The 24,806-nt window shown below is 68.5% G+C and carries 19 protein-coding genes; 5 read left to right on the top strand and 14 right to left on the bottom strand.

Features of this window, described 5'->3' with window-relative positions; all coding sequences use genetic code 11:
- Positions 1 to 35: 35 nt before the first annotated feature.
- From narI to NF4_RS33930, 4 genes are all read right to left on the bottom strand, one after another.
- On the bottom strand, positions 36 to 776 hold the full coding sequence (gene narI / locus NF4_RS33915; RefSeq protein WP_063131495.1) for a respiratory nitrate reductase subunit gamma: 741 nt from the start codon (positions 774 to 776) through the stop codon (positions 36 to 38).
- A gap of 138 nt (positions 777 to 914) precedes the next feature.
- A complete protein-coding gene (narJ, locus tag NF4_RS33920; RefSeq protein ID WP_063131496.1) occupies positions 915 to 1,580 on the bottom strand; it encodes a nitrate reductase molybdenum cofactor assembly chaperone in 666 nt (221 codons plus the stop codon).
- Between the two features lie 170 nt (positions 1,581 to 1,750).
- Positions 1,751 to 3,547 (bottom strand): nitrate reductase subunit beta, encoded by a 1,797-nt coding sequence (narH, locus tag NF4_RS33925; RefSeq protein ID WP_063131497.1) that lies wholly within the window; start codon positions 3,545 to 3,547, stop codon positions 1,751 to 1,753.
- Between the two features lie 42 nt (positions 3,548 to 3,589).
- Positions 3,590 to 7,249: a nitrate reductase subunit alpha gene (locus NF4_RS33930; protein ID WP_198165577.1), complete on the bottom strand. Its 3,660-nt coding sequence runs from the start codon at positions 7,247 to 7,249 to the stop codon at positions 3,590 to 3,592.
- A gap of 534 nt (positions 7,250 to 7,783) precedes the next feature.
- On the opposite strand from NF4_RS33930, the gene NF4_RS33935 reads away from it, so the two are divergent.
- Positions 7,784 to 8,521 (top strand): chymotrypsin family serine protease, encoded by a 738-nt coding sequence (locus tag NF4_RS33935; protein ID WP_063131499.1) that lies wholly within the window; start codon positions 7,784 to 7,786, stop codon positions 8,519 to 8,521.
- A 43-nt stretch (positions 8,522 to 8,564) separates the two neighbouring features.
- Positions 8,565 to 9,092 (top strand): DUF6886 family protein, encoded by a 528-nt coding sequence (locus NF4_RS33940; protein WP_063131500.1) that lies wholly within the window; start codon positions 8,565 to 8,567, stop codon positions 9,090 to 9,092.
- Positions 9,093 to 9,135: 43 nt separating this feature from the next.
- On the opposite strand, the gene NF4_RS33945 is transcribed toward NF4_RS33940, so the two are convergent.
- From NF4_RS33945 to NF4_RS33970, 6 genes are all read right to left on the bottom strand, one after another.
- Positions 9,136 to 9,939, bottom strand: coding sequence for a sirohydrochlorin chelatase (locus NF4_RS33945; protein WP_063131508.1), 804 nt, complete (start codon positions 9,937 to 9,939; stop codon positions 9,136 to 9,138).
- A gap of 62 nt (positions 9,940 to 10,001) precedes the next feature.
- Positions 10,002 to 11,222 (bottom strand): uroporphyrinogen-III synthase, encoded by a 1,221-nt coding sequence (locus NF4_RS33950; protein ID WP_063131501.1) that lies wholly within the window; start codon positions 11,220 to 11,222, stop codon positions 10,002 to 10,004.
- Positions 11,219 to 11,620, bottom strand: a complete 402-nt coding sequence (gene nirD / locus NF4_RS33955; RefSeq protein WP_063131502.1) for a nitrite reductase small subunit NirD — start codon at positions 11,618 to 11,620, stop codon at positions 11,219 to 11,221. The genes NF4_RS33950 and nirD overlap by 4 nt, the downstream gene beginning before the upstream one ends.
- Before the next feature lie 212 nt (positions 11,621 to 11,832).
- Positions 11,833 to 14,361, bottom strand: a complete 2,529-nt coding sequence (gene nirB / locus NF4_RS33960) for a nitrite reductase large subunit NirB (protein WP_063131503.1) — start codon at positions 14,359 to 14,361, stop codon at positions 11,833 to 11,835.
- Positions 14,362 to 14,385: 24 nt separating this feature from the next.
- Complete coding sequence (locus tag NF4_RS33965; RefSeq protein ID WP_063131509.1) at positions 14,386 to 15,861, bottom strand: nitrate/nitrite transporter; 1,476 nt, start codon at positions 15,859 to 15,861, stop codon at positions 14,386 to 14,388.
- A gap of 323 nt (positions 15,862 to 16,184) precedes the next feature.
- Positions 16,185 to 17,447, bottom strand: coding sequence for an MFS transporter (locus NF4_RS33970; protein WP_063131504.1), 1,263 nt, complete (start codon positions 17,445 to 17,447; stop codon positions 16,185 to 16,187).
- 64 nt (positions 17,448 to 17,511) lie between these two features.
- On the opposite strand from NF4_RS33970, the gene NF4_RS33975 reads away from it, so the two are divergent.
- Together NF4_RS33975 and NF4_RS33980 are read left to right on the top strand one after the other, a co-directional pair.
- Entirely contained in the window at positions 17,512 to 18,180 is a 669-nt protein-coding gene (locus NF4_RS33975) for a FadR/GntR family transcriptional regulator (protein ID WP_063131505.1), read from the top strand.
- 297 nt (positions 18,181 to 18,477) lie between these two features.
- Positions 18,478 to 19,968: an MFS transporter gene (locus NF4_RS33980; RefSeq protein WP_063131506.1), complete on the top strand. Its 1,491-nt coding sequence runs from the start codon at positions 18,478 to 18,480 to the stop codon at positions 19,966 to 19,968.
- An 87-nt stretch (positions 19,969 to 20,055) separates the two neighbouring features.
- Here the strand turns inward: NF4_RS33980 and NF4_RS33985 are convergent, their stop codons facing one another.
- The 3 genes from NF4_RS33985 to NF4_RS33995 form a co-directional block, all read right to left on the bottom strand.
- Positions 20,056 to 20,910: a TIGR02569 family protein gene (locus tag NF4_RS33985; RefSeq protein WP_063131510.1), complete on the bottom strand. Its 855-nt coding sequence runs from the start codon at positions 20,908 to 20,910 to the stop codon at positions 20,056 to 20,058.
- 168 nt (positions 20,911 to 21,078) lie between these two features.
- Entirely contained in the window at positions 21,079 to 22,260 is a 1,182-nt protein-coding gene (gene moeZ / locus NF4_RS33990; protein WP_063131507.1) for an adenylyltransferase/sulfurtransferase MoeZ, read from the bottom strand.
- Between the two features lie 191 nt (positions 22,261 to 22,451).
- Positions 22,452 to 23,489 (bottom strand): DUF3152 domain-containing protein, encoded by a 1,038-nt coding sequence (locus tag NF4_RS33995; protein ID WP_084533788.1) that lies wholly within the window; start codon positions 23,487 to 23,489, stop codon positions 22,452 to 22,454.
- 228 nt (positions 23,490 to 23,717) lie between these two features.
- On the opposite strand from NF4_RS33995, the gene fasR reads away from it, so the two are divergent.
- Positions 23,718 to 24,374: an HTH-type transcriptional activator FasR gene (fasR, locus tag NF4_RS34000; RefSeq protein WP_030523399.1), complete on the top strand. Its 657-nt coding sequence runs from the start codon at positions 23,718 to 23,720 to the stop codon at positions 24,372 to 24,374.
- A gap of 72 nt (positions 24,375 to 24,446) precedes the next feature.
- Here fasR and NF4_RS34005 read toward each other — a convergent pair whose 3' ends face one another.
- Positions 24,447 to 24,674, bottom strand: coding sequence for a DUF3107 domain-containing protein (locus tag NF4_RS34005; RefSeq protein WP_030523398.1), 228 nt, complete (start codon positions 24,672 to 24,674; stop codon positions 24,447 to 24,449).
- Positions 24,675 to 24,806: the final 132 nt, after the last annotated feature.

Consider the following 24,806-nt stretch of genomic DNA (forward strand, 5'->3'; position numbering starts at 1 on the left):
TCTAGCGGGAGTATCCCGGCACCGGCCGGAGGCGCTCAGCTCCAGCGGTCGGGGGTGACAGGTGCGTCCCAGGCGCGGGCGTAGCGGCGTGTGTCCGGCCCCGCGACCTCCTTGCTGCGGTACACCACGTACGGCCTGATCAGGTAGCCGACCGGGGCGGAGAACATGTGCACCAACCGGGTGTACGGCCATACCGCGAGCAGCGCGAGCACGAACAGGCCGTGCGCCTGGAACGTCCACGGGGTGCCGACCATCAGTTCGGGCTGCGGGCTCGCGGTGAACAGGCTGCGGAACCACGGGGACACGGTTTCCCGGTAGTTGTAGGTGCCCCACAGCAGATTGCTGCCCACGGTGTTGAGCAGACCGGTGATCAGGGCACCGCCGAGCAGGAAGTACATGAACTTGTCGTTGGCCGTGGTCGCCTTGCGCACCGCCGCGACGGTGAACCGGCGGTAGAGCAGGATGCCGATACCGGTGAGGACCATCAGCCCGGCCACGGTGCCCGCGCTCACCGCCACCAGGTGGTACATGTGCTCACTGATACCCACCGCCTCGGTCCACGATTCGGGGATCAGCACGCCGAGCACATGGCCGAAGAACACCCCGAGCATGCCGAAATGGAACAGCGGGCTACCCATCCGCAGCAGGCGTGATTCGTAGATCTGCGAGGACCGGGTGGTCCAGCCGAACTGGTCGGTGCGGTACCGCCAGATATGTCCGAGCACAAAGGACGTGAACGCCACATAGGGCAGGGTCAGCCACAGGGCAGAGTTCATCAGGTTCTCCTCCGAGCGAATTCATGCGGTCGACGGAGCCCGCAGCGAAGGCTCGGGTACCCCCTCATCGGTTTTCTCCTCCGAGCAGGCTCATACGGTCCGCGGAGGCCGCAGCGTTGGCGGAGGTATCGCACCTTCTCATCGGTCGGGCATCGTCGGGTCCAGGGCGAAGGGTTGGAGCCCGACCTCTTCCTCCGGCGGTCCCTGGGCGGCGAGTTCGGCGATCCGCCGCCGATCCGCCGTGGTGGGCGGCGCCAGGGTGGCGACGACCGCGGCCAGTACCCACGCGTAGGGGGAAGCATTGTCCGCCAGCGACAAGCGCAGCAGTTCCAGCACCGGCACGTGTTCGCCGAGTAGGCGTTCGCCGCCGATCGGATCGACGGTGGCCGCGAATTCCAGGAGGACGGGCAGATGATCGGGCAGTTCGGTATCGCCGAGTTCCACCCCGGCGTGCCGGTAGGCGTGTTTGAACCGCAGCAGCGCCATCCCCCGCTTGCGGGTGTCGCCGTAGGCGTAGAAGGTCAGGTGCAGACTGGCGCGGCGCCGCATATCGAAGGTTTCGACGTAGCGGGCGGCCAGTTCGAGTTCGGGTGTGGCACGCACGTGGTCGCAGAAATCCAGCAGCTGCGTACGCACCGGCTCCGGTAGTTCCCCGATCGCCGCCTCGATTCCGTCCAGCGTCGTGCGGAGCCCGGGGCCCGGGTAGTCCAGTAGCAGCGCGGCCGTGCGCCAGACGATCCGGCGCTCCCGTTCACTCATCGCCAGTGCCGGTTCGGGTCGGCGACGGAGTTTCAGCAGGGCCATCGGTTACTCCTCGAAGCGGTTCCACACCATCGGCACGGATTCAGCAAGACCATCGGCCACTCCCCCAAGCGGTTCCACACCGTCGGCGGAATTTCAGCAGGACCATCGGCCACTCCCCCAAGCGGTTCCACACCGTCGGCGGAGGCCGGAGCGAAGGCGGAGGTATCGCCTCATGACCGGACCTCCGTGGGTTCGGGCAGCGTCGGCGCGTCACCGTTCGCCGAGGCGCCGGAACTGTTCTCGTGCGTGCCGCCGGAGCCGTCGGTCCCGTGTCCGCCGGCTCGGTTCGCCGCGCGCCCGTTCGAGCCGTGACCGTTCGCACCTCGGCCGTTCGCGCCGTGCCCGTTCGCCGACTCGCCGTTCGAGCCGCTCGTACCGGCGGGCACGAGCCCGTCGGTGCTCTGCCCGTCCCAGTTCAGCAGGTTGATCCGGCCGGTTTTCGCCTCCGGCGCGGCGCCGTTGGTATCGGTGAGGTGGAATTTCTCCACCACCTGGTCGAACGCTGTCATCCCCGGACCCCCCTCGGTGTCCAGGCTGCATCCGGTGGCCAGCGAATCCAGTTCGTGGGCTCGCGCACTCGCGCCGGTCGGGATCACATAGCGGTGCTCGTATTTCGCGATGGCCAGCAGCCGGTACATGGCTTCGATCTCTTCGGGCTCCAGCCGGACCGACGGCGCGATGGCCGGATCGGGTTCCTGACCGAGGTTGATCGAGCGCATGAACGCGCGCATCCCGGCCAGTCGTTGCAGCGCCGCCCGCACCGGGCCGATATCACCGGCGGTGAACAGTTCGGCCAGGTACTCCACCGGGATCCGCAGCGCGTCGATCGCGCCGAAGAGGTTGGCGTGGTCCTCACCGTCGTGCCCGGTCTCCGACAGCACGTCCACTACCGGCGACAGCGGCGGGATGTACCAGACCATCGGCATGGTCCGGTATTCCGGGTGCAGCGGCAGCGCGATCTGGTAGTCGACGATGAGTTTGTAGACCGGCGAGTCCTGTGCGGCCTGGATCCATTCCGGGGAGATACCGGCGCGTTCGGCTTCCGCCACCACCCGCGGGTCGTGCGGATTCAGGAAGACGCCGAGCTGGCTGGGGTACAGATCCTTGTCGTCGGTGACCGACGCCGCCGCGAGGACCGCGTCGGCGTCGTAGAGCATCACGCCGATATAGCGCAGCCGGCCGACGCAGGTTTCCGAGCACACCGTCGGGATTCCGACCTCCACTCGCGGATAGCAGAAGGTGCATTTCTCGGCTTTGCCGGTTTTGTGGTTGAAGTAGATCTTCTTGTAGGGGCAGCCGGTCGTGCACTGCCGCCAGCCGCGGCATTTGTCCTGATCCACCAGGACGATCCCGTCCTCGGACCGTTTATAGATCGCCCCGGACGGGCAGGACGCCGCGCACGACGGATTGAGGCAGTGCTCGCAGATCCGTGGCAGATAGAACATGAAGGTCTTGTCGAATTCGAGCTTCACCTGTTCGGAAACCCGGGCCAGCAGCGGGTCCCGACCGACCTGCTCGGGCCCCGACCCGAGATCGTCGTCCCAGTTGGCGCCCCAGGTGACCTTCGTATCGTCCCCGGTGATCAGCGATTTCGGTCGCGCCACCGGAGTGGTGTCGATGGCCGGGGAGGACAGCAGATTGTCGTACTCGTAGCTCCAGGGCTCGTAGTAGTCCTCGATGGTCGGCAGGTCGGGGTTGGCGAAGATATTGAGCAACCGTTTGAGCCGCGAGCCCGATTTGAGCGTGAGCCGGCCACGTCTGTCGAGTGTCCAGCCGCCCTTCCACTTCTCCTGGTCCTCGTACTGCCGCGGATAACCCTGGCCGGGCCGGGTTTCCACATTGTTGAACCAGACGTACTCGGTCCCGCCGCGGTTGGTCCACGCCTGTTTACAGGTGACCGAACAGGTGTGGCAGCCGATGCATTTGTCGAGGTTCATGACCATGGCCAGTTGCGCCATCACTCGCATATCAGTCCTCCGGGGTCGCGGGTAGCTCGTGGTGGCGGCGCATCAGTACTGCACCTGCTGGCTGCGGCGGCGGATGGTGGTGACCTCGTCGCGCTGATTACCGGTCGGGCCGTGATAGTTCAGTGCGAACGACTGCTGGGCGTAACCGCCGATCAGATGCGTGGGTTTGATCATGATCCGGGTGAGTGCGTTGTGGATGCCGCCGCGTTTGCCTTTACCGGTGAAGGTTTGGCCCTCCTTCGCGGTGCCCTCGATCCGCGGGACGTCCACGGCCCGGTCCTGCGCGTGGTACATGAACACCGTGCCCTCGGGCATCCGGTGCGAGACGATGGCCCGGGCCACCACCACACCGTTGCGGTTGATCGCCTCGATCCAGTCGTTGTCGGCCACCCCGATCTTGGCGGCGTCCTTCTCCGACATCCAGATGGTCTGGCCACCGCGGGAGAGGGTCAGCATGTGCAGGTTGTCCTGGTAGGCCGAATGGATCGACCATTTGGAGTGCGGGGTCAGGTAGCGCACGGTGACCCCGCTGTCGCTGATATCGCCGACGGCGGGTTCGGCGAACAGTGCGGTCATGTCCAGGGGCGGCCGGAAGGTCGGCAGCTGTTCGCCGAGTTCGATCATCCAGTCGTGGTCGAGATAGAAGTGCTGGCGGCCGGTGAGCGTATGCCACGGCTTGAGCCGTTCGGTGTTGATGGTGAACGGCGAATAGCGGCGCCCGCCGGTTTCGCTGCCCGACCACTCCGGTGAGGTGATCACCGGTACCGGCCGCGCCTGCGTATCGGCGAAAGTGATCCGCTTGCCCTCGTGTTCGGCCGCCAGATCGGCGAGTTCGGTGCCGGTACGGCGTTCCAGGGCCTGGAAGCCCTCGACCGCCAGCCGCCCGTTGGTGGTACCGGACAGCGCGAGGATCGCCTCGGCGGCATGCTTGTCCTGGGCCAACGAGGGCCGGCCCTGCGCCACCCCGGACACCACGGTCCCGTTCGCGCCGGCCAGGTATTCCACCTCGGCGCCGGGATGGGTGGTGACGCCCTTGACGGTGAGTCCGAGGGTTTCCACCAGGGGCCCCAGCGCGGCCATCTTCTCCGCGATCTTCGCGTAATCCCGTTCGACGACCACCAGTTTCGGCATCGTCTTGCCCGGGACCGGTTCGCATTCCCCGGCCTTCCAGTCGAGCACCCGCCCCCCGGCCTGGGCCATGGCGTCCGGTGAATCGTGCTGCAGCGGCACCGCGACGATGTCCTTGCGCACCCCGAGATGTTTCTCGGCGAGCCAGGAGAAGCCGCGGGCGATCCGGTGGAACGCCTCGAAATCGGTTTTCGCCTCCCACGGCGGCGAGATGGCCGGGGTGAAGGCGTGCACGAACGGATGCATATCCGTCGAGGACAGATCGTGTTTCTCGTACCAGGTGGCGGCGGGGAGCACGATATCGGAGAACAGCGTGGTGCTGGTCATCCGGAAGTCCAGCGAGAGCAGCAGATCGAGTTTCCCGGTGGCGGCTTCCTCGCGCCAGACCAGTTCCTCCGGCCGCACCCCGGTGGTGTCGGTGGTCTGCAGATTGGAATCCGCGCCGAGCAGATGCCGGTGGAAGTACTCGTTGCCCTTACCGGAGGAGCCGAGCAGATTGGCCCGCCAGACGGTGAGCACGCGCGGAAAGTTCTCCGGAGCGTCGGGGTCTTCACAGGCGAACCGCAGCTCGCCGGATTTCAGTCCGTCCACCACATGGTCGGCCGCGGTCCGGCCGGCCGCCTCGGCCTCGTCGGCCAGGTCGAGCGGGTTGCGATCGAACGTCGGGTACGAGGGCATCCAGCCCAGCCGGGTCGCCAGCGCGATATTGTCCGCCGCCGTCCGGCCCGCGAACTTCCCCTTCGCCAGCGGCGAGGAGAAGGCGTCGGCGGTGAACGGGTCGTAGCGCCACTGGTCGTTGGTCAGATACCAGAACACCGTGCCCTGCATCTGGCGTGGCGGGCGCTGCCAGTCCAGCCCGAACGCGAGGGTGGACCAGCCGGTCACCGGACGGCACTTCTCCTGGCCCACATAATGCGCCCAGCCGCCGCCGTTCACGCCCTGGCAGCCGGTGAGCAGGGTCAGGGTGAAGAAGGACCGGTAGATCTGGTCGGAGTGGAACCAGTGATTGGTCCCGGCGCCCATCAGGATCATGGACCGGCCACCGGACCGGTCGGCATTGTCGGCGAACTCCCGCGCGATCCGCCGGGCCTGCGCGGCCGGGACACCGGTGACGGATTCCTGCCAGGCGGGGGTGTAGGGCTCGGTGGCGTCGTCGTAATCGGCCGGCCAGGTGCCGGGCAGTCCCGGACGCCCCACCGCGTACTGCGCCAACAGCAGATCGAACACCGTGGTGACCCGCTTCCCGGCGACCGTCGCGGTCGGCACGCCGCGGGTCACGACGCCCGGGGTGTCGGTATCGAAACGGGGGAACTGTACGGCCGCAGCATCGTCGGTGCGGCCGTACAGCGTCAGGAGTGGCTCGACACCCCCGAGATCGAGGTTCCAGCGTCCGGTGCCGTTCTCGCCGAACCGGTCCCCGAGCGAACCGTTCGGCACCACCGGCACGCCCGCGGCGTCGAGCAGGACGGTCCGGAACTCCGCGCCCTCGTCGGTATTGCCCAGATCGGCGGCGGTCAGGAACTTGCCGGGCACCGCCACCCCGTCCGCACCGTCGTCCAGGGTGATCAGGAAAGGCAGATCGGTGTATCTGCGGACGTAGTCCAGGAACCGGGGCGTCTCCCGATCGACGAAGAATTCCCGTAGCACCACATGACCCATGGCCATGGCCAGCGCGGCGTCGGTCCCCGGCCGGGCGGCGACCCATTCGTCGGCGAACTTGGTGTTGTCGGCGTAATCCGGGGAGACCACCACGACCTTCTGGCCGCGATAGCGGGCCTCGGTCATGTAGTGGGCGTCCGGAGTACGGGTCACCGGCACATTGGAACCCCACATGATCAGGTATCCGGCGTCGAACCAGTCCGCCGACTCCGGGACATCGGTCTGGTCGCCGAACACCTGGGGCGAGGCCACCGGCAGATCGGCGTACCAGTCGTAGAACGACAGCATCGACCCGCCGAGCAGCGAGATGAACCGGGCGCCGACCGCGTGACTGACCATCGACATGGCCGGGATCGGGGAGAATCCGGCGACGCGGTCGGGTCCGTACTTCTTGATGGTGTGGACGTGGGCCGCGGCCGCGATCTCGGCGGCCTCCCACCATTCGGCGCGCACGAAACCGCCCTTGCCGCGCGCGGCCTTGTACCGGCGGGCGCGTTCGGGGTCCTCGACCAGATCGGCCCAGGCCAGTACCGGGTCCTTCAGTCTGGTCTTGGCTTCCCGGTACAACTCCAGCAGCGTGGCGCGGACGTAGGGGTACCGCACCCGGGCCGGTGAGTAGGTGTACCAGGAGAAGGAGGCGCCGCGCGGGCAGCCGCGGGGTTCGTATTCGGGTTTGTCCGAACCGACCGACGGATAGTCGGTCTGCTGGGACTCCCAGGTGATCACCCCGTCCTTCACGTAGATCTTCCAGGAGCACGACCCCGTGCAGTTCACCCCGTGGGTGGAGCGCACCACCTTGTCGTGCGACCAGCGGTCCCGATAGAACTCGTCGGCGCCGCGGCCGCCCACCTTGTGCACCGTGCGGTGGTCCGCGGAGACCTCGCCGCGCTGGAAATACTTGCCCAGCCGCAGCAGTGCGTCCCCGGCCGCCGGTGCCCCGGGGTGCCGTTCCGCGGTGGTGTGCGCCGAGCCCGGAGTGCGTGAGACGACCACGACGCCCCCTTTTCTGCAAGCGGTGAAATCGGGCTGATGCTCCGACTGTAGGGACGCCGCCCGACCTGGCCAAACGCCGTTCTCACAACGAAAAGCGCAGGTCGGTGAGCTGTGAGGTGACCGCAATCCGGTTGTCACGGCGGGCGCACGCGCGTCGCCCCGGCGGCGGCCGATCTCCTGGGAAAACACGGGGAGACGCGACGGATCCGACCTCCGGGCGGGCCGTTCGGGCAGCGACGGTGAAATTTCGGAAATCGCCGCTTCTCCAGTGGTTTACATTTGTTTACACATGCGGGAGTGGCCGCCGTCACCCCCACACCACCGGTCGGGGCGTACCCGTCTCCACCCTTCCACCGGCTGGGAAGAGCCGCAGCGGGCGGAGTGGCGCCCGATCGTCTACGCTGACTGCCCGATCCGACCGCGTCGGCGGTCGCTCGAGCAAATTCGAGGTACGCGATGTTCAGCGTTTTCCGGCGGCGGCGGAGCCGGCGTCCCCTCTCCGTCACCGTGTGTGCGGCAGTCGCCGCCTTCGGTGCGGCGCTGATCCCCGGATCCACCGCGGTGGCCGCACCCACCGCGGCCGCACCCGCCGTCACGGTGTACCCGGGCATGGAGATCCGGCACACCGAGATAGCCGACGGGAAGGCGGTGACCACCCGCTGCACCGTGGGACTCACCGGTTCGATCGGCTCGGCCCAGTATGCGGTGACCGCCGGCCACTGCTACCACCAGGGAATCGTCACCGACAAAGTCGGTAACCCGATCGGCTGGTTCGAAACTCATCGCCCGGATGAGGGCCTGAAGTTCGGTTTCGGGTTGATCCGTCTGTACGACGGGATCGGCGTCGCCGCGTCCATGGGTCGTTTCGGGCTGTCCACGGTGGATATGAAACCGCAGCTGGGGCAGGAGATCTGCAAGATCGGTGCGACCACCGGCTGGACCTGCGGGTCGATCACCGAGGCAAACGAGGAGTGGCTCTACGCCACCAACGCGCTGGGCGCCGAGGCCGGCGATTCCGGTGCGGTGGTGTACCGCCAGACCGCCGACGGGCACGCCGCGTTCGTCGGGATCCTGGTGGCCTACGACGACGCCCAGGGTCGTAGCGCGGTCGTGGAACCGGCCGCCCTGCTGTTCGACCAGATCGACCGGTACGGCCCGACCCGCGAGAACAAGTTCGTCTGGTACCGGGTCTGAATTCTCGCGGGCGGACCGCGCGGCTTCGCTAGGGTCGGTTCCCATGCGACCCGGCCCCGGCGAGGTACTGCACTTCTCCGAAGACCCGACGATCACCCGCTTCGTCCCGCACACGGCCGCGACCGCCCGGCAGTCCGAACCGTACGTCTGGGCCGTCGACGCGGCCCGCGCACCCGACTACTGGTTTCCCCGGCAATGCCCGCGGGCGATGGGCTGGGTCACGCCGGCGACGACCGACGACGACCGCGCGAGACTGCTGGGTCCCGGTGGCGGAGAACGGGTGCACGCGATCGAATACCGGTGGCTGGATGCCCTGCGCACGGTACGGCTCTACGCCTACCGGCTCCCGGCGGCGACCTTTCGCCCGTTCGGTGCTCCCGTCCCGCACGCCCACGTCAGCACCGAACCCGTCGAACCGCTCGCGCCCCCGGAACCGGTCGGCGACCTCCTGGGACTCCACCAGCAAGCCGGTATCCAGTTGCGAGTACTCCCCGACCTGACGACGTTCTGGCAGGCGCTGACCGCCGGCACGCTGGGGTTCAGCGGCATCCGGTTGCGCAACGCGCGCTGACGGGGCCTCGGCCGCGATGCCGGGCGAACAGCCCGGGAGGTGGTCAGCGCACTCGCTGCCGGTCCGCGTCCCGGACGGCGCTGCGGTAGCGGTCCGCGATCAGCCGGACCACGGCCGGATGGACCCCGATCGGCTCGGCCACCCCGGTCGCACCCGCCTGGTACAGGCGCTCGTGGAAGAGCCCGTGCGCGAGTAGATAGGAGGCGATGAACACCCGCTCCTGCCCGGTCTCGCGGAGCTGCGCCACCACTTCGGGAACGCGGGGCGCCCCGGTGGCGACGTAGGCGGTGCGCACCGGAGTCGCGAGCTGTGCGGTGAGCATGGCGGCGGCGCGGCGCACATCGGCGCGGGCCCGCGCGTCCGAGGATCCCGCGGCCGCGAAGACCACGGCGTCGCCGGGCCGCCAACCGGCCGCCCGCAACCGAACGGCCATGATGCGGGCCAATGCGGGGTCGGGACCCATCGCCGCGGTGACGGTCACCGCGGGATGTCCGCTGTCGTCCACCTCGCGGGGTACGTCCTGGTAGACGTGATATCCGGAGGCCAGAAAGGCCGGCACCACCACGGCCGGTACGGAATCACCGGCCACTACGGCCCGGCCGGCCAGATCGCGCAGCACCTCGGCCGGCGAGGGCCCGAGCACATCGACGAACGCGGTACGCACGGCCGGGTTCGCGCGGTTGTCCGCAGCGGGTCCCGCCGCCGGCCCGGGCAGACAACCGCAGGGCAGATAGCCGGGCGTCGTGGCGCGGCGACCGGACGAACCGGGGTGGACGCACCGGCCGTCCGGAATGCCGGGCCGCCGATCCAGTTCGTGCCCGACCGCTTCGGCCAGCGCGGCGATCATCTGCACGCCCTTCGCGCTGCGGGTGCCGTGCGCGACCAGCACCAGCGCGGGCGGTGGCCGCCTCACCCCGGCACCACCGTCCGGACATAGCGCGCGTTGCGCGCCGGGGACGCGGCCGGTGGCGCCGTATCGGCGTTGTTGTCGGTGCATTCGGCCGGATCCATGGCCAGCCGGTACCCGCGCTTGACCACCGTCTGGATCGCTTTGGGGGTGCCCAGACCCGCCCGCAGCCGCGCGATCGCGGTTTCCACCGCGTGCGTATCGTCGCCGCCGCCGGGCAGCGCCGCCAGCAGGTCCTCGCGGGAGACCACCCGGCCCGGCTGGCGGGCCAGTGAGCGCATCAGCGCCATGGGCGCCGGGGCGAGCTGTTTCACCGTGCCGTCCACCACCACGCACGCCCCGCGCACGCTGATGGTGTGGCCGGCGGCATTGATCCGCCCCGCCCGGCGCGGAAGTTCCTCGGCGACATGGCGGGCCAGCGCGCCCAGCCGGGCCCGGCCGGGCATCGTGGTGGGCACTCCGAGTTCCTCGAGCGGGGCCGCGGTGATCGGGCCGACACAGACCGCCGGCACCCGGCTGCGCAGCGCGTGCAACACCCCCTCCAGCACCCCGGTTTCCTTGGCGCGCATGAGCATCGAGGCCACGGCCGGGGCGCTGGTGAAGGTCACACAGTCGATCGCGGAGGTCACGACGGCCTCGATCAGCTGATCCATCGGACCACGGTCGGCGGGCGGCTCCCACCGGTACACCGGTACGGGCACCACATCGGCGCCCGCACACCGCAGTACTTCGCAGAAGTCGGGGATCGGTTCCCATTCGGTGGTGGCGCCGTGCAGCTGGACCGCGATCCGCACGCCCTCGACGCCCTCGGCGAGCAGATGATCCAGTACCTCGGCCGAGGACTCCGACGCCGGCGACCACTCCTCGCGCAGTTCCGCGGCCCGGATCGCGCCTTTGGCCTTCGGGCCCCGCGCCAGCATCCGGGTGCCGCCCAGGGTCGCACGCAACTGCTCGGCCAGGCCCCAGCCCTCGGCGGCCTCCATCCAGCCGCGGAAACCGATACCGGTGGTGGCCACCGCGATCTGCGGCGGATCGGCGATCAGCTCACCGGTCACCCGTTCCAGTTCGGTGTCGTCGGCGAGCGGGATGATCCGGATGGCCGGTGCGGACACGACCGACGCGCCCCGGCGGGTGAGCAGGGTGGCGAATTCCTCGGCCCGCCGGGCCGCGGTGATACCGATCGTGAAACCGGCCAGCGAGGCATTCGTCTCCGGAACCGTCATACCGGGCAGCCGTCCGGGGCCACCGTCACGGGCCGGTCCGAGATCGACACCTGTCCGTCGTCCACGCGCACGGAATATACCGGCAGGCTCGCCGTCGCATCGTCCAGGCACCGGCCGTCGAGCAGGGAGAAGGCCTGCTTCAACAGCGGTGACGCGACCACCGGCTCACCGCCGCGGTCGCCGACGATACCGCGCGACATCACCGCCGCCCGGCCGAAGGGATCGATATTGCCGACCGCGTACAACGTGCCCTCGGGCAGCAGGAACAGGGCCGCCTGGGCGCCGCCGGGCAGCAGCACCGCCACGCCGCGGCCGGGGATCAGGTAGTCGAGCGGGCACGCCCTGGTCCACCCGGTGGTGGCGGCCGGAACAGTTACTGGGGTATCGATCACGGTCATAGCGCCTCCTCAGAAGCTGGTCATACGGTCCGCTGAGACCGCAGCGAAGGCGGAGGGATCGCATCATCGGTGTCTCCTCCACACGCCGTTACCCATTGGTACCGGCGGCCTGTTTCCTGACGGTTAAGCCGTCATTTCCCACTCGTAGCGACCGGTGCCGGCATACCGGGCAGGCTGTATCCATAACGGCCTCCCCGGCATGCCCTGCGTGGTTACGCTCCGCTGCCTCCTCCGGGCATACCGGGCAGGCCGAGCAGCACCGGGACCTTGCGCTCGCCGCTGTCGTCGAAGGCGATGGTCGGGTCGGCCTCGGCCGGGGCGTTGACGAACGAGACGAATCGCGACAGCTTCTCCTCGTCGTCGAGGACCGCGGCCCATTCGTCGCGATAACCGGCGACGTGGCCGGCCATCGCCTGCTCCAGATCGGCGGCGATCCCGAGGCTGTCCTCGCACACCACCTCGCGCACGTAGTCGATACCGAGGTCCTCCTGCCACGGCGCGGTGCGCTGCAGCCGGTCCGCGGTGCGGATGTAGAACATCAGATAGCGGTCGATATAGGCGATGAGTGTCTCGTCGTCGAGGTCGCCCGCGAGCAGCACCGCGTGCTTGGGGGTCAGGCCGCCGTTACCGCCCACATAGAGGTTCCACCCGTTCTCGGTGGCGATGACGCCCACATCCTTGCCGCGGGCCTCGGCGCATTCCCGGGCGCAACCGGAAACGGCCAACTTCAATTTGTGCGGCGAGCGGAGCCCACGGTAACGCTTCTCCAGCAGCACGGCCATGCCGACCGAATCCTGCTGGCCGTACCGGCACCAGGTGGAACCGACACAACTCTTCACCGTGCGCAGCGATTTACCGTACGCGTGGCCCGATTCCATACCCGCGTCCACCAGGCGTTTCCAGATGAGCGGCAGCTGTTCCACCCGCGCGCCGAACAGGTCGATCCGCTGCCCGCCGGTGATCTTGGTGTAGAGACCGAACTCCTTGGCGACCTCACCGATCACGATCAGCTGTTCCGGGGTGACCTCGCCGCCCGGCATCCGCGGCACCACCGAGTAGGTGCCGTTCTTCTGCATATTGGCCAGGAAGTGGTCGTTGGTGTCCTGCAGCGCGGCCTGTTCGCCCTCCAGGATGTGATCGCTGGAGGTGGAGGCCAGAATCGAGGCGACCGTCGGCTTGCAGATATCGCAGCCGGTCCCCCGGCCGTGCCGGGCGATGAGCTCGGAGAAGGTGCGGATACCGGTAGCCTGCACGATCTGGAACAGTTCGGCGCGCGACTGCTCGAAGTGCTCGCACAGCGCCTTGGACATTTCGACGCCGGACTGTTCGAGCACCTTCTTGATCATCGGCACACAGCCGCCACAGGAGGTGCCGGCCTTGGTGCAGGCCTTGATGGCCGGGATATCGCAGGCGCCCTCGGCGATGGCGCCGCAGATGGCGCCCTTGCTCACATCGTTGCAGGAGCAGATCTGGGCTTCGTCGGGCAGCGCGTCGGCGCCCAGTTCCGCCCCGGCCGGGGAGATGAGCGCGGCCGGTTCGGCCGGCAGCGGCCGGCCCACCAGCGGGCGCAGGGCGGCGTACTGGGTGGCATCGCCGACCAGGATGCCACCCAGCAGGGTCTGCGCGTCGTCGGAGATCACCAGTTTCGCGTAGGTACCCCGGGCCGCGTCGTGCAACACCACCGACAGTGCGCCCTCGGTGGTGCCGTGCGCGTCGCCGAAGCTCGCCACATCCACGCCGAGCAGTTTGAGCTTGGTGGACATATCGGCGCCGGGGAACTCACCGGCACCGCCCAGCAGGCGATCGGCCACGATCTCGGCGGTGCTGTAGCCGGGCGCCACCAGCCCGTAGCAGACCCCTTCGATCGCGGCGCATTCGCCGATGGCGTAGATGTTCGGATCGGAGGTGGCCAGCCCCAGATCGGTGATCACGCCACCGCGCGGGCCGACCTCGAGCCCGGCGTCGCGAGCGATTTGATCCCGCGGCCGGACACCCGCGGAGAACACCACCAGCGCGGCATCGACCACGGTGTCGTCGGACAGGGTGACCCGCAGTCGTTCGGCCGGGCCGGCGGCCGCGTCGCGTTCGATCCCGGCGGTGCCCACCCCGGTGTGCACCCGCAGTCCCAGGTCGGTGACCAGTTTCTCCAGGATGGCGCCGCCGCCCTCATCGACCTGGGCCGGCATCAGGCGGTCGTTGTACTCGACCACGTGCGGAGTGAGCCCGAGCAGCCGCAGCGCGTTGGCGGCCTCCAGCCCGAGCAGACCACCGCCCACGACGACGCCGTGGGCGCCCGGCCCGGCCGCGTCGGCCGCGGCCCGGATACCGTCGAGGTCGTCGATGGTCCGGTAGACGAAGCATTCCTGGTGTTCGTGCCCCGGCACGGGCGGTACGAACGGGTAGGAACCGGTCGCCAGGACCAGCGCGTCGTAGTCGAGCACCTCACCGGAGGTCGTGGTGACCTTCTGGGCGTCCCTGTCGATGGCCTCGGCCCGCTGCCCGAGACGCAGGTCGACCAGATCGTCGCCCGCGTACTCGTTACCCGGCAATGCCAGCGAGGCGGCTTCCCAGCTGCCGATGTAGGAGGACAGGCCGACCCGGTCGTAGGCGGCCAGCCTCTCCTCGCCGAGCACGACGACCTGCCACTGCCCCGCCTCGTCCCGCGCGCGGATCGCCTCGACGAACCGGTGCCCGACCATGCCGTGACCGGCGACGACGACTGTTCTGCGCTGTGCGTTCATGGTGTCCTCCGTGGGGATCCGGGGTCAGAGGCTCGCCGACGACCGGGCGGACCGGGATTCGGTGGGCTGGACGGGGGTACGGGAGCCGGATTCGGCCCGGCGGACCAGGGCCTCGGCTTCGGCCACGACCTCGCGATTACGGGCCGGCGCGCCGGGACGGCGCAGGAACACCACCCAGGTGACCAGGGCGCAGGCGATGTAGAACGCCATGAACACCCAGAAGGCGGTGGTCGCGGATTGGGTCGAGGAGTAGGAGGACCGCAGCACCAGGTTGATCCCGACGCCGCCGAGAGCACCGATGGCACCGACGAATCCGATCAGCGCGCCGGAGGTGTTCTGCGCCCAGGCTGCGCGTTCGGCCGCACTCGCCGCCAGGCTGCGGGATTTGGCGTCGAAAACCGACGGGATGATCTTGGTGACCGACCCGTTGCCCAGGCCGGACAGGATGAACAGCGCCACGAACCCGGCCACCAGCACGCCCAGCACCGGACCCGAGAACCCCTTGTGCGAACCGTCCGCGACAGTCGAGGCCGAGGCCACCGCCACCGCGGCGACCATCATGGCCGCGAAGGTGAACAGAGTCACCCGGCTGCCACCGATCCGGTCGGCGAGTTTGCCGCCGTAGGGGCGGGCGATCGAACCGAGCAGCGGTCCGATGAACGCGATCTGCGCGGCGTGCAGCGTCGCCTGGGCCGCGGTGTCACCGCCGGCGACGAAACTGATCTGCAGGATCTGCCCGAACGCGAAGCTGTACCCGATGAAGGAACCGAAGGTGCCGATGTAGAGGAACGAAACCGCCCAGGACTGCGGCACTTTCAATGCGGTGAGCATGAAGGACAGATCGGCCTTCTGGTTGGGCAGGTTGTCCATGAACAGCGCCGCGCCGAGTCCGGCGAGCACCACCAGCACCAGATAGGTCGCGCAGATGACCGAGGCGTACTCGTTACCGAGGGTCGCGATGACCAGGAGCCCGAACAACTGGATGACCGGGACCCCGATATTGCCGCCGCCGGCGTTCATCCCCAGGGCCCAGCCCTTGAGTCGCTGGGGGTAGAAGGCATTGATATTGGTCATCGAGGAGGCGAAATTGCCGCCGCCCAGACCGGCGAACGCCGCGACGATCAGGAAGGTCGTATAGGAGGTGCCGGGCTGGTTCACGAAGTACAGGGTGAGAACGGCCGGCACCAGCAGCGCGGCGGCGCTGAACACCGTCCAGTTGCGACCACCGAACCGGGCCGTGGCGACCGTGTACGGGATCCGCAGGATCGCGCCGACCAGTGTCGGTACGGCGACCAGGAAGAATTTGCCCGCCGCATCGATCCCATAGGTCTCGGTCGGCATGAACAGCACCATGACCGACCAGATGGACCAGATCGAGAATCCGATGTGCTCGGCCACGACCGACCAGATCAGATTGCGTGTGGCGATCTTTTTACCGCCGGCCTCCCAGGCCGCGGTGTCCTCGGCGTCCCAGCGCTCCAGCTTCGGCCGCCGCAACATCGCCGACAGGGCGTCGCCGCGGCTTTCGGTCTGCGTGCTCAAAAGGGCCTCCCAACGTGGTTCGACCCCACGGTAGGAAACCGGTATTGCGAAAATGCTGCCCGAGATGACCGTCGAATCAACGGTTTCTCACGCGGTTCGCGGCGCTCAGGTGAGCACGCCGCCGATGTTAACTCGTTGTGTCATCGGCATTTCCGCCGGTGACGAAGTGCCCATATCCGCCGCGGAACGCGGTGAGGGATGAGCCGATGATGACCCGCGTCACCTTCCGGCGCAACCCCGGCGGCGGATCCGGTGCCGGGCACCGGTCCCGCGTCACCGGTTCAACGCGGGGAGACGGAGTCCTCGAGCATCCGCGGTTTACACGCCTGCCAGGCACCGGTCAGCAGCACCAGCACCGAGACACAGAGCAGCGCGAACGGGGCGGCCCAGCCGCCGGTGACCGTGTGCAGCATGCCGAACACCAGCGGTCCCACACAGGCCAGCGCGTAACCGACGCCCTGCGTGAAGCCCGACAGGGCGGCCGAACCGGCCGGGGTCCGGGTGCGCAGGTTGATGAGGGTGAGTGTCATCGGGAAGGTACTCGGGCCGAGACCGAGGATCGCCACCCACAGGACGGGCGCGCTCATGGGCGCGAAGAGCAGCCCGGCGAAGGCCACGAAGAAACACGCGGCACAACCGACGACCACCGGGTACGGGTTGGTGAGCCGGGCGGCCACCGTGGGTGCGGTGAGGGCGGCGACCAGTCCGACGAGGGCGAACAGGGCGACCATCGAGCCGCCGAAGGCCGCGTCGGCACCGGCGTCGGCGAGGATCGTCGGCAGCCAGGTGAACACCGAGTAGGTGGTCAGCGAGGTCATCCCGAAGGTGGCCGCCATCCCCCAGGCCAGGGGCGAGCGCCACACCTTCGGGGCCGGAGCGCTCCCGGGGTCCGGCAGGCCGGTGGTGTCCGCTGCCACCCGGCCGCGCCGGGTGCGCAGCACCCCGATCCAGGGGATGACCGCCGCGAAGCCGAGCAGAGCCCATACCCCCAGGGAGACGCGCCAGCCGTGCGCCGCCGCCAGCGGCACCGCGACCAAGGCCGGCAGTACGGTGCCGATCTGCACCATGGTGATGTAGAGCGCGCTCACCGTGGCGAGTCGGTCCGGGAAATAGCGTTTGACCAGTGGGGGGACCACGATATTGCCGATCCCCATACCGCCGAGCGCGAGCGCGGAGAACAGCAGCAGTTCGACCGTCCCCGAGACGAGGACCCGCACGAGCATGCCGGTACCGGCGGCCGCCATCGCGAGCAGCACAGTCCATTCCAGACCGAGTCTGCGGGCCAGGATCGGCGCCAGCAGCCCGGTCACCGAGAACATCAGGGTCGGGATCATCCCGAAGATACCGACGACGGCGGTGGAGTAGCCGATATCGCGCCCGATGTCCTCGGCGAGCGGTGTGAACGCGGTGACGGCCACGCGGAGCACGAGCGCGGACATGACTATTGCCGCGAGTACCAGTAAACGGCCTTCGATCAGTTTGCGTTTCCGCTGCTCGAGAGGTGGTTCAGCCGCTTGGGAAGTCTCGGGCAGCGCAGCAGTCACCGAGAAATCATAGGATGACCCTATGACCGGGGCAATGGGATGTGACGGGCGGTACTCTGTCCCCGTGCAAAGCGTGCGCCGCACCAGTCTCATCGCCCAGGTCACCGAGCAACTCAAAGAGGATATCCGCTCGGGACGCTGGCCGATCGGGACGCGGATCCCCACCGAACCCGAACTCGCCGAACTCACCGGCACCGGCCGCAACACCCTTCGCGAAGCCGTGCAGGCACTGGTCCACGCCGGCATGCTGGAACGCAGGCAGGGCTCCGGCACCTATGTCATCGCCACCTCGGAGGTAGGCGGGACCCTGTCCAAGTATTTCGCCGAAGCCGCCGAACGCGATGTCCTGGAACTACGCCACGGATTGGAGGCCACCGCCGCGGCGCTGGCCGCGCACCGGCGCGACGACACCGATATCGCCACCTTGCGCCGGCTACTCGACGACCGCAACCGGCTGTGGCGGGTGGACCGGACCGCCGCCATCGAGGCCGATGTACAGCTGCACCGGGCCATCGTGCTCGCCAGCGGCAACGCCGTGTACATCGAGTTCTACGATTCGCTGCTGGGCTATATCGAATCCGGGATCCGGTCGCGCACCGATCGGATCGACAGCTGGTACGCCGCCGAACACTGCGAACTGGTGCAGGCCATCGTCGACGGTGACGCCGAACGGGCCGCCCGGACCACCCGGTGTTTCCTGGACACACTGCTGGCCGACTACCGCGACCACTGAGGCGTACCTCCGCCTCCGCTCCGGCCGTGCGCATCCGCATGCCGACCGGCGGCGCACAACACCGACCAGAGCCGACCTCGGCGTCCCTCCCGGCCGGGTTCCATCGAGGTTACGGACCGATCACCCGGTTGTCGTTCCGCCGTGAGCGGGATTTGTGGCGATCGTCATTGCGCGCCACGTGGTGGAAACACCCGGCTCCTAGCGTTTTCTCACGTCACAACACCGCACTCGACCGCCCGGCTGCCGCGGCCGGGCGCCCCGGTCCGGGGGCGTCGAGTAACGACGAGAGGGGCGCCGATGACCGCGACAGCCGACACCGGCCAGCAACCACCCGATACCGCAACGAATTTCGTCCACCAGCGCCGGGGTCGCTGGATCGACCGGTGGGAACCGGACAACGAGCGGTTCTGGAAATCCGGCGCCGACCGCACCGCCAAGAAGAACCTGCTGTTCTCGGTATTCGCGGAGAATCTGGGCTTCAGTGTCTGGGTCCTGTGGGCCAGTGTCGTCACCGGAATGGGCGCTGCCGGTTTCACATTCCTGGACGGGCTCGGCAAAGGTGACCCGACCGCGGTCAGCAATGCCCTGCTGCTCACATCCATCCCCACCCTGGTCGGTTCGACCCTGCGCATCCCCTACACCTTCGCCATCCCCCGGTTCGGCGGGCGGGCCTTCACGATGTTCAGCGCCGCCATGCTGCTCGTCCCCACCGTCGGCCTGATCTTCTTCGTCAACCAGCCCGGTACTCCGATGTGGGTTTTCGTGGTCCTGGCCGCGCTGTCCGGTTTCGGTGGCGGCAATTTCTCCTCGTCGATGGCCAATATCTCGTTCTTCTTCCCGGACGGGAAGAAAGGCGCGGCGCTCGGGATCAATGCCGCGGGTGGCAATCTCGGTGTCGCCCAGACCCAGCTGCTGGTGCCGCTGCTGATCACCCTCGGCACTCATCTCACCGCGAAGGACGCGGCCGGATATCGCTTCGGGATCACCCTGGCGGTGCTGGTCTGGATTCCGTTCATCCTGGCCGCCGCGTTCGGCGCGCTGCGGTACATGGACAGCCTGTCCACCGCGAAATCCGACGGACGCTCCTACAAGCCCGCGCTGACCAACCACCACACCTGGGTGATGGCGTTCCTCTACATCGGCACGTTCGGTTCGTTCATCGGGTTCTCGTTCGCCTTCCCGACGCTCATCAAGGCCAATTTCCCGGATCTGGCGAACATCGGCTGGATCACCACCCTCGGAAATCTGGCGTTCCTCGGCGCCCTCGTCGGCTCCTTCTCCCGGCCGTTCGGCGGCTGGCTCTCCGACAGAATGGGCGGCGGCGCGAAGATCACCATCGCCGTGTTCGGCGGGATGGCCGTCGCGGTCGCACTCATCATGGCCGCGCTCGAGATGAAGAGTTTCCCGCTCTACCTGCTGGCCTTCCTGGTACTTTTCGTGCTCGCCGGTATCGGTAACGGCTCCACCTACCGGATGATCCCGTCCATCTTCAGCGCCCAGGCGAAGAAGTACGCCTCCGAGCACGGTCTCGAGCCGGCGGAAGGAGCGGCCTCGGCGAAGCGGCAGGCGGGCGCGGCCATCGGGGTCATCGGAGCGGTCGGCGCCTTCGGCGGTTTCGTACTCCAGCAGGCACTGCGCCTGTCCAACACCAATTTCGGCACCATGGCGCCCGCGTTCTGGGCCTACGCCGCCGCGTTCCTGGTGATGGCCGGGGTCACCTGGTGGTTCTACCGCCGCGCCTCGTTCGCGGTGGGCCGGGCGCCGTCGCTGGCGTACGCCAACGTCTGACGGCTCCGTATCCACGATCGGGGCCCGGCCGGTCCGATACCGGCCGGGCCCTCCCCGGGCCGGGTCCCATCGGGAAGCCCACCGGACTCACAGCAGGAATCGCACCATATCCGCCGTCCGGACCAACCCCGGCAACGCTTCCGGCGTGGACCGCGGATGCAGCACATGCACCGCCAGCCGGAACATCACCGCCCGCAACAGCATCTGTGGCCATTCCGGCAGATCGGACCAGCGTTCCAGCAGCCCGTCGTCGGCTCCGCCCCACGACAGCGCGTCCACCACGATCACGCCCGCCGCCCACGCCGGTGGGCGCCAGTACGGAGTCAGATCGGTGAGCGCGGGCGTCTGCGCCCCGGCGAACAACACGGTGCCGAACAGATCACCGTGCACCAGCTGCGGCGGCGTCCGTACGGGTTTGCGCAGGGTGGCCAGCTGACCGATCAGTTCGAGGCTGTGCCGTCCGTCGGGCGAGTTCTCCATCACCGCACCCGCCGCGCGCAGCGTCCGCAACGGCACCGCCTCCCACGCCGCCCGGTCCGCGGCGACGAAGACATCCACGTCCAGCCACGGCGTGACCGGCGGCTGCGAGAGGAATCGAGGCCGCTCCAGGGTGGCGGTGGCCTTGTGCAGCCGCAGCGAGACCGAGACCACCTCGTCGTGGCGTGGTTCCGGACAGCCCGTCATGAAGGTGTCGCACCGCCAGCCCGACACCACATACCGGCCGTCGGTGGCCCGCACCGGACGGGCCAGCCGCAACCCGTCCACCCGCAGACTCTCCCGGACCTTCGCCGACCAGGCCGCGCGCGCGTGGTCGGCGACAGGGCTGAGCACCACATCGCCGAGGCGCCAGCCGCCCTCCCAGTCGCCGAGGGCGACAGGGGTCAGTTCCCGCAGACCGTACGTGGCCCGCACATGTTCGGGGGGTTCGACAGTGGTGGTCACGGCCGTACCGTACTCCCGCCTCCGGGCCCCGGTATCGCGCCACACCGTGTCGTAGCAGTGCCGCGACACACCGCGACCGGGCCGGGTCACGCACCGCGCGCGTGGACCGGGGCCACCGCCCCCGCGCGGTTCACGCGCAGGTCAGCGGCCTACCGCGAGCTAGGCGGCTCAGTACACGGGCAGTGAGGGGTCGACCTGGTGCGCCCAGGCGATCACGCCGCCCTGCAGATGTGTGGCGTCGGCGAAACCCGCGCGCTTGAGCGCGGCCAGCGCCTCGGCCGACCGGACACCCGTCTTGCAGTGCAGCACGATCTTGCGGTTCTGCGGCAGTTCGGCCAGTGCCTCCCCCGACAGAATGCGATCCTTCGGGATCAGCGTCGCGCCCTCGATGTGCACGATGTCCCATTCCACCGGTTCACGCACATCGATCAACTCCACATCACCGGCGTCCAGCAGCTCCTTGAGCTCGCGCGCGGTCACCGTGGAACCGGCGGCCGCGGCCTGCCCCTCCTCGGACACCACACCGCAGAACGCCTCGTAGTCGATCAGTTCGGTGATCGGCTGCCGCGCGGGATCGCGGCGCAGCTTGATGGTCCGGTAGCTCATATCGAGTGCGTCGTACACCATGAGCCGGCCCAGCAGCGGGTCGCCGATACCGGTGATCAGCTTGATCGCCTCGGTGACCATGACCGAGCCGATGGACGCGCACAGCACACCCAGCACGCCGCCCTCGGCGCAGGAGGGCACCATCCCCGGCGGCGGCGCCTCCGGGTACAGATCGCGATAGTTGATCCCGCGACCGTCCGGGGCGTCCTCCCAGAACACCGAGACCTGGCCCTCGAACCGGTAGATCGAACCCCAGACATACGGTTTGCCGGCCAGCACCGCGGCATCGTTGACCAGGTAGCGGGTCGCGAAGTTGTCGGTCCCGTCCACGATCAGGTCGTATTCGGCGAATAGCTGCACCGCGTTCTCCGGCTCCAGCCGGATCTTGTGCAAGCGCACATCGATCCCGGAATTGATCTCCAGAATGGAGTCGCGGGCGCTGTCGGCCTTGGGGCGGCCGATATCGGATTCACCGTGGATGACCTGCCGTTGCAGATTCGAGGCATCGACCTCGTCGAACTCGACGATGCCCAGGGTGCCCACACCGGCGGCGGCCAGGTACAGCAGCGCCGGAGATCCCAGCCCGCCGGCACCGATCACGAGCACCTTCGCGTTCTTCAGCCGTTTCTGCCCGTCCATCCCGAGGTCGGGGATGATCAGGTGACGGCTGTAACGGGCGACCTCGTCCCTGGTCAGTTCGGCGGCGGGCTCCACAAGTGGGGGCAGGGACTGCGGTGTTGACACGTCTTCGAACTCCTCGTATCGAAATAGCCGGATGCGGTGTGCGGGGTGCGTACAGCCGGTGACCCGTGGCCGCTGTGACCCGCACCCACACCGGCGTAGGTTCCTTGTACAACGCCGGCGCGAGGGTCATTCTTCCCGGGCCGGCGCCGGACCCCACCGCCGGACCCGGCCCGTGCGTCCTGGAGCCGCGCTCAACCGCGCGGGTATGGCCAGGGGTTGAAGCGGCAGGTCTTGCCGTCCATCGGGACGACCCCGTGCGGATCCAGGGCGGCGATCTCGTTGTTGGCGGTGCCGAAGGTCTGCTGCATCATCACCGGCGCCAGACCGCCCTCGCTCTCACACGGCTGATGTTCGTGGTAGCCGATAGCGTGCCCGACCTCGTGGTTGACCAGGTACTGCCGGTAGGAGCCGATATCGCCGTCGAATGCCGGAGCCCCGCGCACCCAGCGCGCCTCCGACAGCACCACCCGGGCCTGATCGGAGTTGTAGCACGAGGAATCGATGGGGATATCGAAACCGCAGACCTCGCGGGTTGTCGCGCGGGCGGTGAGCGAGATCCGGAAATCCGGCTCGCCGCGATCGACGCGCTGGAACGCGAACTTGCGGTCGTGCACCCAGCTCTTCGGATTGCCGAGAGTGGATTCCACCATCCGGGCCACCGATTCGTCGCCACCGAAATTACGCGTGTCGATCCCGTTCTCGACCTCGACGGTGTAGGTGAAGGTGAACTGCTCGCCGGCACCGACACGGGCCGAAGCGCCCGGCACGATCCGCCAGGTGCCCTTACCGTTCTCGGTGAACTTCCCGCCCGCGGGCAGCGCCCCGATCGGCAGATCCTCCGGGAATGTCCCGTCGCCCGGCGGTGCGCCGATGACCCCCGCGCTGGCCGGTGGCGGACCGAGCGCCCCGAAACCCGGATCGATCGGTTCCGCGGGGCCCCCACGCCCGGTGCGCACCGCGTCGACCACCACGAACACCGTCAGCACCAGCAGCACCGGCAACGCGTACACCCGCCACCCGTACCTGGAGACGACGAAACGCAGCCACCGGCGGCGCTGCCCGGCCGCGGGTGGCGGATCACCCTCCGGGTCCCGGCGCGCGCGCAGCGGCTCCCGGGATCCGTCGCCGTGCGATATCTCCGTCGTCGCCCGCGCGGCCGCGAGATCCGAATCATGGGGGCGGTGCGCGCTGCGCCCGCCGCCGGAGGAGCTTTCCGGTCGGTCGGTCACGGCTCCACACTCTCACAATCCGCCGTAACGGCCACAATGGAAGTACCCCGGGCAACCACGCCCCGGTACCGTGCGAGCCACTTTCCGGCATTCCCGAAGGGCACCACACGGATCGGGGCCGGTCCCGGGTTCGCCAACCCGGGTCGGCAACAGCTTCGTAAGCGAGTATGGTGCTCGAAAGACCCGGTACACACCCCTTTGCCGGGGAATCGACTGGGAGATCCGAATATGACCGACCTCGTGGACCGGATGACGTCCCGCTCGTCGTCCGGCACCGCCCCCAAACGTGGCACCCGGCTTCCCCGTGACGAGCGACGCCAGCAACTACTCGCGGCCGCCAGCGAGATCTTCGTCCTACGCGGCTATCACGCCGCCGGTATGGACGAGATCTCCCAGTGCGCCGGCGTCAGCAAACCGGTGCTGTACCAGCACTTCACCAGCAAGCTGGAGCTGTACCTGGCCGTCCTGCAGAACTACGTCGACATGCTGGTGTCGAGCGTCCGCCAGGCGCTGCGCTCCACCACCGACAACAAGCAGCGCGTGCGCGCGGCGGTCGCGGCCTACTACGACTTCGTGGACAACGAGATGCAGGGCTTCCGGCTGGTCTTCGAATCCGATCTGACCAACGAACCCCAGGTCCAGCGCCGCGTCGAACAAGCCACCGAAGCCTGCGTGGACGCGGTCTACGACCTGGTGGCCCACGATTCCGGTCTCGACCCTTACCGGGCCCGTATCCTCGCGGTCGGTCTGGTCGGCGCGAGCCAGTTCACCGCCCGGTACTGGCTGGAAGCCGACCGCCCCATCCCCAAGGACGAAGCCGTGGACACTACGGTGGCACTGGCCTGGGGCGGCCTCAAACACGTCCCCCTGCACCCGATCGGCTGATCCGCCACCGCCCCGAACACGACGAAGCCCCTGCCGGACCGGCAGGGGCTTCCGTTCGTCCGGACCCGGTACTCAGACCGCGGCGAAACCCACCCGGCCGCCGGTCACGGCCCCGATCTCCACGTAGGCGACCTTGCCGGCCTGGATCAGGTACTTGCGGCCCTTCTCGTCGGCCAGCGCCAGGACCCCGCCGGTAGCGGCCAGCGCCTCGGAGACCAGAGCCTCGACCTCGTCCGGGCTCTGCGCGCTGGCGATAACGAGTTCCCGCGGGCTATCCGAAATACCGATCTTGACCTCCACGGCCAACCTCCGAACTAGAGTCCTGTGCTGTCCCAGTAAGGCTAGTTGAGCCACCGCGGCCCGGACACACGACGGGGTGCGCTGTCAGCGAACAGTGTTTATTTGCGGCGCCTCCGGCGCCGCGGGTCGGGA

Source organism: Nocardia fusca NBRC 14340 (genome assembly GCF_001618425.1).
In the GTDB taxonomy this organism is placed as follows: Bacteria; Actinomycetota; Actinomycetes; order Mycobacteriales; family Mycobacteriaceae; genus Nocardia; species Nocardia fusca.